The organism is Gammaproteobacteria bacterium (assembly GCA_016712635.1).
Lineage (GTDB): Bacteria > Pseudomonadota > Gammaproteobacteria > SZUA-140 > SZUA-140 > JADJWH01.
Window position 1 is genome coordinate 117,312 of sequence record JADJQS010000006.1, and the last position, 12,149, is coordinate 129,460.

General features: G+C 64.6%; 7 protein-coding genes. 6 read left to right on the plus strand and 1 reads right to left on the minus strand.

From position 1 onward, the window contains the following. Nucleotides 1-9: 9 nt before the first annotated feature. On the minus strand, nucleotides 10-1,932 hold the full coding sequence (locus IPK65_07480) for a PrkA family serine protein kinase (GenBank protein ID MBK8162975.1): 1,923 nt from the start codon (nucleotides 1,930-1,932) through the stop codon (nucleotides 10-12). Nucleotides 1,933-2,749: 817 nt separating this feature from the next. On the opposite strand from IPK65_07480, the gene IPK65_07485 reads away from it, so the two are divergent. The 6 genes from IPK65_07485 (at nucleotide 2,750) to sucD (ending at nucleotide 11,985) form a co-directional block, all read left to right on the plus strand. After that, complete coding sequence (locus tag IPK65_07485) at nucleotides 2,750-3,772, plus strand: tetratricopeptide repeat protein (protein MBK8162976.1); 1,023 nt, start codon at nucleotides 2,750-2,752, stop codon at nucleotides 3,770-3,772. A gap of 145 nt (nucleotides 3,773-3,917) precedes the next feature. Then, the gene (locus IPK65_07490) at nucleotides 3,918-6,800 is read left to right on the plus strand and encodes a 2-oxoglutarate dehydrogenase E1 component (GenBank protein ID MBK8162977.1); all 2,883 of its coding nucleotides are present in this window, start codon (nucleotides 3,918-3,920) and stop codon (nucleotides 6,798-6,800) included. 21 nt (nucleotides 6,801-6,821) lie between these two features. Continuing rightward, nucleotides 6,822-8,042 carry a 2-oxoglutarate dehydrogenase complex dihydrolipoyllysine-residue succinyltransferase gene (gene odhB / locus IPK65_07495; GenBank protein ID MBK8162978.1) on the plus strand — a complete coding sequence of 407 codons (1,221 nt, stop codon included), beginning with the start codon at nucleotides 6,822-6,824 and terminating at the stop codon, nucleotides 8,040-8,042. 147 nt (nucleotides 8,043-8,189) lie between these two features. Further along, nucleotides 8,190-9,641: a dihydrolipoyl dehydrogenase gene (lpdA, locus tag IPK65_07500; protein MBK8162979.1), complete on the plus strand. Its 1,452-nt coding sequence runs from the start codon at nucleotides 8,190-8,192 to the stop codon at nucleotides 9,639-9,641. A 302-nt stretch (nucleotides 9,642-9,943) separates the two neighbouring features. Then, complete coding sequence (gene sucC / locus IPK65_07505) at nucleotides 9,944-11,116, plus strand: ADP-forming succinate--CoA ligase subunit beta (GenBank protein ID MBK8162980.1); 1,173 nt, start codon at nucleotides 9,944-9,946, stop codon at nucleotides 11,114-11,116. Continuing rightward, on the plus strand, nucleotides 11,113-11,985 hold the full coding sequence (sucD, locus tag IPK65_07510; protein MBK8162981.1) for a succinate--CoA ligase subunit alpha: 873 nt from the start codon (nucleotides 11,113-11,115) through the stop codon (nucleotides 11,983-11,985). Before sucC ends, sucD begins: the two co-directional genes overlap by 4 nt. Nucleotides 11,986-12,149: the final 164 nt, after the last annotated feature.

The window sequence follows — 12,149 nt, forward strand, 5'->3', positions numbered from 1 at the left end:
CCCTCACAGTCAGTTCGATTTGCGCACCCGCAGATACCATTCGGTGAGCAGGCGCACCTGTTTCTCGGTGTAACCCTTGTTCATCATGCGCTGGACGAAGTTCTGGTGCTTGGTCATGTCGTCCTCCGAGGATTTCGGATTGAACGAGATGACCGGGAGCAGGTCCTCGGTGTTGGAGAACATCTTCTTCTCGATCACCTCGCGCAGCTTCTCGTAGCTCGTCCACGGCGGGTTCTTGCCGTTGTTCTGCGCGCGGGCGCGCAGCACGAAGTTGACGATCTCGTTGCGGAAGTCCTTCGGATTGCTGATGCCGGCCGGTTTCTCGATCTTCTCCAGCTCCTCGTTCAGCGCGGCGCGGTCGAAGTTCTCGCCGGTGTCGGCGTCGTGGTAGTCCTCGTCCTGGATCCAGTAGTCGGCGTAGACCACGTAGCGGTCGAAGATGTTCTGGCCGTATTCCGAATAGGACTCCAGATAGGCGGTCTGGATCTCCTTGCCGATGAAGTCGACGTACTGCGGCGCGAGGAATCCCTTGATGTAGGACAGGTATTTCTCCTCCACCTCGGGCGCGTACTGCTCCTGCTCGATCTGCTGTTCGAGCACGTAGAGCAGGTGCACCGGGTTGGCCGCGACCTCGCTGTGGTCGTAGTTGAACACCTTGGACAGGATCTTGAAGGCAAAGCGCGTCGACAGGCCGGCCATGCCCTCGTCGACGCCGGCGAAGTCGCGGTATTCCTGGTAGGACTTGGCCTTGGGATCGATATCCTTGAGGTTCTCGCCGTCATACACGCGCATCTTGGAGAAGATGCTGGAATTTTCCGGCTCCTTCAGGCGCGACAGCACGGCGAACTGCGCCATCATGTCCAGGGTGTCGGGCGCGCACGGCGCGTCGCTGAGCGAGCTGTGCTTGATCAGCTTCTCGTAGATCTTCACCTCCTCGGAGGTGCGCAGGCAGTAGGGCACCTTGACGATGTAGATGCGGTCGAGGAAGGCCTCGTTGTTGCGGTTGGTCTTGAAGCTCAGCCATTCGGACTCGTTTGAGTGCGCGAGGATGATGCCGTCGAACGGGATCGCGCCCATGCCCTCGGTGCCGTTGAAGTTGCCCTCCTGGGTGGCGGTCAGCAGCGGGTGCAGCACCTTGATCGGCGCCTTGAACATCTCGACGAATTCGAGCAGGCCCTGGTTGGCGAGGCACAGCCCGCCGGAGTAGGAGTAGGCGTCGGGGTCATCCTGCGAATACTGCTCCAGCTTGCGGATGTCCACCTTGCCGACCAGCGAGGAGATGTCCTGGTTGTTCTCGTCGCCGGGCTCGGTCTTCGCGATGCCGATCTGGTTCAGCACCGACGGCCGCAGCTTGACGACGCGGAACTTGCTGATGTCGCCGTTGAACTCGCGCAGGCGCTTCACCGCCCAGGGCGACATGATGCCGTTCAGGTAGCGCCGGTTGATGCCGTAGTCGTCCTCGAGGATGGGGCCGTCCTCATCGCGGGAGAACAGGCCGAGCGGCGACTCGTTCACCGGCGATCCCTTGATGGCGTAGAAGGGCTGCCGTTCCATCAGGTATTTGAGCTTCTCGGCGAGCGAGGACTTGCCGCCGCCGACCGGTCCGAGCAGGTAGAGGATCTGCTTCTTTTCCTCCAGGCCCTGCGCCGCGTGCTTGAAGAAGGACACGATCTTCTCGATCGTCTCCTCCATGCCGAAGAAATCCTTGAACGCGGGGTAGATCTTGATGATCTTGTTGGAGAAGATCCGGCTGAGCTGGGGATCCTTCTTGGTATCCACCATCCTCGGTTCCCCGATCGCTATCAGCAGCCGCTCGGCGGCGCTGGCGTAGGCCGAAGGATCGGTCTTGCACAGTTCAAGGTACTCCTGAAGGGTGAATTCCTCTTCCCTGGACTCCTCGAAACGGGACTGGTAGTGATTGAAGATTGTCATAGCAATGCCCTCTCTGAAACTGTACCTCGCTGCTTCTAGAATGGAGCACCCGTAACGATTGCCTCACCTGCTTGTTCTGTGTCCTATTTTATCGCACCGTATGGGTTGTCATCCTGCCGACTCTAATGATCACGTATCCCTGTATATGATAATGCAACGCTTATGCCATATTGTATGGATAAAGCGGTGTTCCGCGTCCATCACCCCGATCCATACAGATCGACTCATCTCTCCGCTTTACTAAGGATACGCCGTCCAAGACACGCCGGCACGCCCGCTGACCGTTCCATGATGGAACATGGGAGCGTCTGCCGGAGATTTCAAACTGGACAAAGAGCAGTGTGCCGGAATGTCAGCGCCCGCAGGATCCGCCGTGATCCGAACTTCTGACAAATAATTAGACCGGTTGCCCCGGGATAGGTTCCTGTCGCGCGGGCGCGGTCCAAACAGGTGCGCTAGCGGCGCGATGCCCGTCCGCGCCGCCCCATCATCGCTTCATCAGTATGGGTGATTTACAGCCTGGCGACGCCTGCGTAGATTAGCAGCCTGTTTGCGGCGGCTGCGCTGAGTCCTGCCTCCGCGCCGCTGTCGTGCCTGATGCAGAGGTTGTGGGCATATGTCCATGATATTCAGCGGGAAATGCGAGGAGTTTCGCACTCTGGCGTCGCTTTCGCGCGGATCATCCGGGCATCAGATTCTTAAATGTAATGCAGCACCCGGCCGATACATGGAGTTATACGGATAAGCGTTACACACCCAAATATTCTGTGAGATGATCTTGTTTGATCGGGCCGACCATATGGACAAGAAGACTTCAATGACAGGACCAGTCAAGAGTCTGATATCACTGTCCAAACGCGCCTACTTCCTGCTGGAGCGGCGCCGTTATCGCGAGGCTGAGAAGGCGTTTCTCGAGGCCTACGAGATGGACAACGGGAACGCCTATGTCCTGGTCGGTCTGGGTGATGTCTGCCGCAAGCTGAAAAAATTCGGGGACGCGATCGGTTATTACCAGAAGATCCTCGAAATCGATCCAAACAACGTCTTCGCCCTGCGCGGCATGGGCAACGCCTACCGCGGCCTGCAGTCCCCCGAACAGGCCATCCTGTACTGGGAGCGCTACCTCAAGTGCAATCCCAGCGACGCCCATGTCATGGTGCGGCTCGCCGATTCCCTGCGCAAGCTGGACAGGATGGAGCGGGCGAAGGAGCTCTACCTCGCCGCGCTGAAGATCGGCGGCAATGACAAGTTCGCCATCCTCGGGCTGGGCAACCTGAATTACAAGGGCGGCGACGACGAACAGGCGCTGCACTACCTCGAAAGGTTCATCAAGCTCGATGCCGGCAACGTGGCCGTGCTGACGATGCTCGGCAACATCTACCAGCGGCGCAAGGAATTCGCGCGCGCCTCCGGCTATTTCGAGCAGGCGCTCGAGCGCGACCCGGAAAACGCCTTCGCCCTGTACGGCCTCGGCAACTGCAAGCGCGGCCTGTCGCAACTGGAGGAGGCCATCGCCCTGTGGCAGCGCGTGCTGCGCCAGGAGCCGCACAACCAGAACCTGTATACCCGCGTCGGCGACGCGCTGCTCACCCTCGGGGACGTGGATCAATCCCGCTTTTATTATCAGAAGAGCCTCGATCTCGGCTACGACCAGTACGCGCTGCTCGGCATGGCCAACCTCCACCTCTGTCAGAAGCAATATGACCACGCGCTGCAGTGCTGCGAGCAGATCCTGCGGCGGGACGAGGGGAACCTGCGTGCTCTCAAGACCATGATCAAGATTTACGAGGCCCGCGGCGATCACCCCAGGGCCGAGCAGATCCGCGCCCGCATCGCCTGATCCCGCGCACCGATCGCAGTAACCCCCTTCCTTACCGCGCTGTGACGGCGCGCCGTTCTGATCACGTCTTCTGGACGTGGCATCAATATTGCTGATATACCTGCGCTATGGCTCGTGGCAATCTGCGGGTCCGGGGTGACGCAGCATGGATGATACGGCAAAGCGCGACAAGGTGCCTGATTGGGGGGAGATTTCCCCGCTCAGCGCGAGCAATGCCGCCTATCTGGACCTGCTTTACGAACGCTACCTCGAAGACCCCGCATCAGTTGATCCCGGCTGGCGTCACTATTTCGACGCGCTTCCCCTCGCCAACGGCGGCGGACAGGATATCTCCCACACACAGGTGGAACGCACCTTCCGGCGCCCGGACCGCGGCGAGGACAGGATCCACACCGGCCCTCCGGCCGATGCCGCTCCGCCCGCGGCGCAGCAGGATTATGTCTACGCCATCAAGCAGTCCCAGGTCTATGCTTACCTGGAGTCCTGCCGCCAGCACGGCCATCTCGTGGCCGCCTTCGATCCGCTGGAACTGCGCGAGATCCCCCCGGTTCCCGAACTCGATTACCACCACCACGGCCTGAGCGACGCGGACCTGGGTACGGTGTTCGCCGCCCAGGGGCTGGGCGGGCGCGACCGGGCGACCCTGGGCGAGATCGTCGAGATGGCGCGCACCGCCTACTGCGGCCCGCTCGCGAGCGAATACGTCCACGTCGCCGACACCCATGAAAAACACTGGATCCGCGCCTGCCTGGAGGGCGACCACTTCCGCGCGCGATTCCCGGACGGGGCACGCCGGCGACTGCTCCAGCGCCTGACGGCCGCCGAGGCGCTGGAACGCTATCTGCACAACAAGTACGTGGGCCAGAAGCGTTTCTCGCTGGAAGGGTCGGAGTCGCTGATCCCGCTTATCGACGAGATCATCCGCCGCGGCGGCGCGGCAGGGCTGAAGGAGATCGCCATCGGCATGGCCCATCGCGGCCGCCTCAACGTACTGGTCAACATCATGGGCAAGGCGCCCGCCGACCTGTTCCTGGAATTCGAGGGCAAGACCGCCTACAGCGGCGTGGGCTCCGGCGACGTCAAATACCACATGGGTTTCTCCTCCAACATGGACACGCCGGGCGGCCCCGTGCACGTCGCGCTGGCCTTCAACCCGTCCCACCTCGAGATCGTCTGTCCGGTGGTGGAGGGCTCGGTGCGCGCGCGCCAGGAGCGGCGCGGCGACAGGGACGGCTCCGAGGTCGCCTGCGTGCTGATCCACGGCGACGCCGCGTTCTCCGGCCAGGGCGTGCTGATGGAGACCTTCAACATGTCGCAGTCGCGCGGCTACTCCACCAAGGGCACCCTCCACATCGTCATCAACAACCAGATCGGCTTCACCACCAGCAACCAGAAGGACGCGCGCTCGACGCTGTACTGCACCGACGTCGCCAAGATGGTCAACGCGCCGATCTTCCACGTCAACGGCGACGACCCCGAGGCCGTGCTCACCGCGGCGCAGATCGCGCTCGACTACCGCATGAAATTCCGCAAGGACGTCATCATCGACCTGGTGTGCTACCGGCGCCACGGCCACAGCGAGGCAGACGAGCCCGCCGTGACCCAGCCGCTGATGTACCAGCGCATCCGCGCGCGCCCGACCGCGCGCGAACTGTACGCGGAACGGCTCGTCAATGACGGGGTGATCGCCGGGGCGGAGGCCGACGCCTACGTCGACAAGTACCGCGCCGCGCTCGACGCCGGGGCCTGCGTCGTGCCCTACCTCAGCAAGGACACGGATATCGTCGTCCACGGCGCCGTGGACTGGCAGCCCTTCGTGCGCGGCGACTGCGCCGTGGACGTGGACACCCGCGTCACGCAGGAGGCGATCCGCGACCTCACCACGCGCCTGCTGCAACTTCCCGCCGGCTTCGAGCTGCATCCCGGCGTGGCCAGGATCTTCGACAACCGACGCAAGATGGCCGCCGGCGCACTGCCGATCGACTGGGGCTGCGCCGAGATCCTCGCCTATGCGACGCTGGTCGACGCCGGCCTCGGCGTGCGACTGTCCGGCCAGGACAGCGGGCGCGGCACTTTCTTCCACCGCCACGCGGTGGTGAACTGCCAGAAGGACGATTCCGCCTACGTGCCGCTGCGCAATATCTCCGGGCGGCAGGGCAACTTCCTGGTCACCAATTCGCTGCTGTCCGAGGAGGCGGTGCTCGCCTTCGAGTACGGCTATTCCACCACCGACCCCAAGACGCTGGTGATCTGGGAGGCGCAGTTCGGCGACTTCGCCAACAACGCCCAGGTGGTCATCGACCAGTTCATCGTCGCCGGCGAGCAGAAATGGAACCGGATGAGCGGCCTGGTCATGTTTCTGCCGCACGGCTACGAGGGCCAGGGCCCGGAACATTCCTCGGCGCGGATCGAACGCTACCTGCAACTGTGCGCCGAGCACAACATCCAGGTCTGCGTGCCGACCACCCCGGCGCAGATCTTCCACCTGCTGCGCCGCCAGATGCTGCTCGACTGCCGCAAGCCGCTCGTCGTGATGACGCCGAAGAGCCTGCTGCGGCACAAGCTTGCGGTGAGCTCCCTCGAGGACCTGACGCAGGGCAGCTTCCGGCGCGTGATCGACGACGTGGACAATCCCGATCCGGCCGAGGTGCGCCGCATCGTGCTGTGCAGCGGCAAGGTCTATTTCGACCTGCTCGAGAAGCGCCGCAGTGACAACCGCGCGGACGTCGCCCTGGTGCGCCTCGAACAGCTCTATCCGTTTCCGCACCGCGAGCTCGCCGGGCTGATCGCGCGTTACGGCCATGCGCGGGAATATGTCTGGTGCCAGGAGGAGCCGAAGAACCAGGGCGCATGGTACTCGACCGAGCACAACCTGCGCGAGGCGGTGGGCGATACCCCGGTGATCTACGCCGGCCGCCCGGCCTCGGCGGCGCCGGCGGTCGGCTACCCGCTGCTGCACATCAAGCAGTTGTGCGCGCTGGTGGACGAGGCCTTCGGTCCGCTGCCGCGGGCCATGAGCGCGGACTGAAAACAATAACAGGGACAATCTATGAAGACCGAAGTCAAGGTACCGGGATTCCCCGAATCCATTACCGACGGCACCGTGGTCGCCTGGCACAAGAAGCCCGGCGAGGCGGTGAAACGCGACGAGAAGCTGGTGGACATCGAGACCGACAAGGTGATGTTCGAGGTGCCGGCGCCCGAGGACGGCACGCTCGGCGAGATCCTGCAGCCGGAAGGCGCGACCGTGGTGGCGGGCCAGGTGCTGGCCAGCATCGACGCGGCCACGGGGAAGCCCGCGTCCGCGGCGGTGGCCCGCGGCAACGGCGAGGACAAGACGGTGCCGGCGCAGAAGATCGTCATGCCGGCCGCGCGCCGCCTGCTCGATGAGCACGGCCTGAGCCCGGACGCGGTCCAGGCGAGCGGCAAGGGGGGACGCATCCTCAAGGAAGACGTGTTGCGCGTACTCGAACAGAAGCCTGCTGTGCCGGTGCTGCGCGCGGTGGAGATGCCGGCACGGCCGGAGCCCGCCGCGGCGCCTGCAGCGCCTGTTACCGGTGACATTGAACAGCGTCCCGAGCGGCGCGTGCCGATGACGCGCCTGCGCGCGCGCATCGCCGAGCGCCTGGTCGAGGCGCAGCACACGGCGGCGATCCTGAGCACCTTCAACGAGGTCAACATGCAGCCGGTGATGGCGCTGCGCCAGCGCTACCGCGAGCGTTTCGAGAAGGAACACGAGGTCAAGCTCGGCTTCATGTCCTTCTTCATCAAGGCGGTGGTCGAGGGGCTGAAGAAGTTTCCGGTCATCAACGCCTCGGTCGAGGACAAGGACGTCATCTACCACGGCTATTACGACATCGGCGTCGCCGTTTCCTCGCCGCGCGGGCTGGTGGTACCGATCATCCGCGACGCCGACCGCATCGGCATGGCCGAGATCGAGCGCCGCATCGCCGCCTATGCCGACAAGGCGAAGGCCGGCACGCTGGCGCTGGAGGAGATCAGCGGCGGCACCTTCACCATCACCAACGGCGGCGTGTTCGGCTCGCTGCTGTCAACGCCGATCATCAACCCGCCCCAGAGCGCCATCCTCGGCATGCACAAGATCCAGGAGCGCCCGGTGGTGGAGGAGGGCGCCATCGTCGCGCGCCCGATGATGTACGTCGCGCTGTCCTACGACCACCGCCTGATCGACGGCCGCGACGCCGTGCAGTTCCTCGTCACCGTCAAGGAGGCGCTGGAGGATCCGGCGCGGATGCTGCTGGAGGTATAGGTTGGGGACGGATTACGCCAAAGCATGGGGACAGATTTCAAATCTGTCCCCGTTTTTCCCATACCGGGGACGGATTTCAAATCCGTCCCCATACCGGCTAATCAAGGGGACAGATTTATAAATCTGCCCCCTTACTCAGGAGTCGACATGAAAGACCGTTATGATGTCATCGTGATCGGCGCCGGGCCGGCGGGTTACGTGGCCGCGATCCGCGCCGCGCAGCTCGGCAAGTCGGTCGCCTGCGTCGACGACTGGACCAATCCGGCGGGCGAGAGCGCGCTCGGCGGCACCTGCCTCAACGCCGGCTGCATCCCGTCCAAGGTGCTGCTCGAGGCCTCGGAGGTCTACGACAAGGCGCGCCATGAATTCGCGGACTACGGCGTCCGCGTCGAGGGCATCGGGCTCGACCTCGAGGCGATGATGGCGCGCAAGGACCGCGTCGTCTCCGAACTCACGCGCGGCATCGCAAGCCTGTTCGAGGCCAACGGCATCCAGCGCATCGAGGGGCGCGGCAAGCTGCTGTCCGGCTGCCGCGTGGAGGTTACGTCCCTGCGTCTGAACGTCGCGGTCGTGCTCGAGGCCGAATACGTCATCCTGGCGGCCGGATCGAAGCCCGCCCGGCTCGCCGTCGCACCCTTGCACGAAGACCTCATCGTCGATTCCACCGGCGCGCTCGCATTCGCATCCGTGCCGAAACGCCTCGGCGTCATCGGCGCCGGCGTCATCGGACTCGAACTCGGCGCCGTCTGGCGCCGCCTCGGTTCCGAGGTGATATTGCTCGAGGCGCAGCCGGACTTCCTGTCGATGTGCGACCGCCAGATCGCGCAGGAGGCCCTGCGCCAGTACCGCAAACAGGGGCTGGACATCCGCCTCGGCGCGCGCGTGACCGCGTGCGCGCTCGAGGGCGGACGGGTCGATATCGACTACCAGGATGGCGAGGGCGAACATCGCGAAGTGGTGGACCGGCTGATCGTCGCCGTCGGCCGCCAGCCGAACACCGACGGCCTGTGCGCGCCCGACGCCGGCCTGCTGCTCGACAACGGCGGCTTCGTCCACGTCGACGAACAGTGCCGCACCAACCTGCCCGGCGTCTACGCCATCGGCGACCTCGTGCGCGGACCGATGCTCGCGCACAAGGGCTCGGAGGAGGGCATCATGGTCGCGGAGCTGATCGCCGGCCACAGGGCGCAGGTCAATTACGCGACGATCCCGTCGGTGATCTACACCCGCCCCGAGATCGCCTGGGCCGGACTGACCGAACAGGCCCTGAAGGCGGCGGACCGGCCGTATCGCGCCGGGGTGTTTCCCTTCGCCGCCAACGGCCGTGCCCGCGCGCTCGGCGAGACCGGCGGGTTCATCAAGGTGCTGGCGGACGCCGCCACCGACCGCATCCTCGGCGTCCACATGATCGGCGCGCACTGCTCCGAACTGCTCGCCGGCGCCGTCATCGCGATGGAATTCGGCGCCAGCAGCGAAGACCTCGCCGCCACCATGTTCGCCCACCCGACCCTGTCCGAGGCGCTGCACGAGGCGGCGCTGGATGTCGGCGGGCTGGCGATCCACCGCGCGTCACCCCGGAAGGTTAGGCGTGAAGAGTGAGGTGTGAGGAGTAAGGGGAGGAGAAAGGAGTCGGGGACCGGGAGTCAGGGACAGATTTATCGGGAGTCGGGGACAGATTTATAAATCTGAGAAGTAAGGGGACAGATTTCAAATCTGTCCCCACCACCCACTTCAAGAGGGGACGGATTTCACAATCCGTCCCCGCGTTTAAACCACGTCGCCACAGTTCGGGGACGGACTTCCAGTCCGTCCCCTTTTGCCGTTACGCCTCACCCCTCACGCCTCACTCCTCACCGTGTTTTATGCTATCGTACGGCCTTTATGGCAGCATTACGGAAGTCATGAACCTCCACGAATTTCAGGCCAAGGCCCTGCTGGCCGAGTACGGCGTCGCCGTGCCCGCGCATCGCGTCGTCTCGCAGGCGGATGAAGCGAAGGCCGCACTCGACGCGCTCGGCGGCTCCGACTGGGTCGTCAAGGCGCAGGTGCACGCCGGCGGACGCGGCAAGGCCGGCGGAGTCAAACGGGTGCGCAGCCGCGAGGAAGCGATCACGGCGATCCGCGCACTGCTCGGCACGCGCCTAGTCACGTACCAGACCAATGCCGACGGCCAGCCGGTCAACGAGATCCTGATCGAGAAGCCCTCCGCCGTCGCGCGCGAGCTCTACCTCGGCATGGTCGTCGACCGCGCGCAGCGCAAGGCGGTGCTGATGGCCTCGACCGAGGGCGGCGTCGATATCGAAACAGTCGCAGCGAATTCCCCGGACAAGATCCTGCGCGCGGCCATCCATCCGCTGGTCGGCCTGCAGCCCTATCAGTGCCGCGAGCTCGCCTTCGGGCTCGGCCTGAACGGCGAGCAGATGAAGCAGTTCCAGACCATCGCGATGGGACTCGCGCGGATGTTCCGCGAGCGCGACCTCTCACTGCTCGAGATCAATCCGCTGGCCGTCACCGATGCCGGCGATCTGCTGTGCCTCGACGCCAAGATCAACGTCGACGACAACGCGCTCTACCGCCAGAAGCCGCTCGCCGCGCAGCGCGACCTGCGCCAGGAGGACGCGCGCGAGGTGCGCGCCAAGCAGTGGGACCTGAGCTACATCGCGCTCGACGGCGACATCGGCTGCATGGTCAACGGCGCCGGGCTCGCGATGGCGACCATGGACCTGGTGCAGCTGCACGGCGGCCGGCCGGCGAACTTCCTCGACGTCGGCGGTACCGCGACCAAGGAGCGCGTGGCCGAGGCGTTCAAGATCATCCTCGACGACAAAAACGTGAAGGGCGTGCTGGTCAACATCTTCGGCGGCATCGTGCGCTGCGACATCATCGCCGACGGTGTGGTCGGCGCGGTGGCGGAGGTCGGCATCAAGGTGCCGGTCGTCGTGCGCCTCGAAGGCACCAACGCCGAACTCGGGCGCGACATCCTGCGCAAGAGTGGACTCACCATCATCGCCGCCGAAGGTTTGAACGAGGCGGCAGAGAAGATCGTTTCGGCGGTGAAGCGGGGCAGGCCATGAGCGTTCTGGTCGACAAGAATACGCGTGTCATCTGCCAGGGCTTCACCGGCAAGCAGGGCACCTTCCACACCGAGCAGGCGCTGGCCTACGGCACGCGCATGGTCGGCGGCGTCACGCCCGGCAAGGGCGGCCAGACCCACCTCGGCCTGCCGGTGTTCGACACCGTGCGCGACGCGGTCAAGGCGACGCAGGCCGACGCCAGCGTCATCTACGTGCCGGCGCCGTTCGGGCTCGACGCGATCCTCGAGGCGGCCGACGCCGGCATCAAACTGATCGTCTGCATCACCGAGGGCATCCCGACCTTCGACATGCTGGAGGCCGTGCGCTGCGTGCGCGAGGCCGGCGCGCGCCTGATCGGGCCGAACTGCCCCGGCATCATCACCCCCGGCGCGTGCAAGATCGGCATCATGCCCGGCCACATCCACAAGCCCGGCCGCGTCGGCATCGTGTCGCGCTCCGGCACGCTGACCTACGAGGCCGTCAAGCAGACCACCGACCTCGGCCTCGGCCAGAGCACCTGCATCGGCATCGGCGGCGACCCCATCCCCGGCATGAACTTCATCGACTGCCTGCAACTGTTCGAGCAGGACCCGCAGACCGAGGCCATCCTGATGGTCGGCGAGATCGGCGGCAGCGCCGAGGAAGAGGCCGCCGACTACATCAAACACCACGTCACCAAACCGGTCGCCGCCTACATCGCCGGCGTCACCGCCCCCAAGGGCAAGCGCATGGGCCACGCCGGCGCCATCATCAGCGGCGGCAAGGGCACCGCGGCGGAGAAGTACGCCGCGCTCGAAGCGGCTGGCGTCGCGACGACACGGTCGCCGGCGGAGTTGGGGATTACAGTGGCGGGGTTGCTCGGCAAGTAACGGCGCTGGTTATCAGCACGGCCGTCATGGCTAATCCATTCTGGTAATGTCATTCCCGCGAAAGCAGGAATTCTGTAACTAATTGGAAAACTGTAGCGAACTCATTTATCCCGGCTCCACTGGCTGGGATGAGTGGCCTCTTTTTCATTAATCTTGGCGCCCCA

Bases quoted from the DNA above. Each gene is read 5' to 3' on its own strand.
- IPK65_07480 (MBK8162975.1), bottom strand. From the start codon at position 1,932: ATGACAATCTTCAATCACTACCAGTCCCGTTTCGAGGAGTCCAGGGAA.
- IPK65_07485 (MBK8162976.1), top strand. From the start codon at position 2,750: ATGACAGGACCAGTCAAGAGTCTGATATCACTGTCCAAACGCGCCTAC.
- IPK65_07490 (MBK8162977.1), top strand. From the start codon at position 3,918: ATGGATGATACGGCAAAGCGCGACAAGGTGCCTGATTGGGGGGAGATT.
- odhB (MBK8162978.1), top strand. From the start codon at position 6,822: ATGAAGACCGAAGTCAAGGTACCGGGATTCCCCGAATCCATTACCGAC.
- lpdA (MBK8162979.1), top strand. From the start codon at position 8,190: ATGAAAGACCGTTATGATGTCATCGTGATCGGCGCCGGGCCGGCGGGT.
- sucC (MBK8162980.1), top strand. From the start codon at position 9,944: ATGAACCTCCACGAATTTCAGGCCAAGGCCCTGCTGGCCGAGTACGGC.
- sucD (MBK8162981.1), top strand. From the start codon at position 11,113: ATGAGCGTTCTGGTCGACAAGAATACGCGTGTCATCTGCCAGGGCTTC.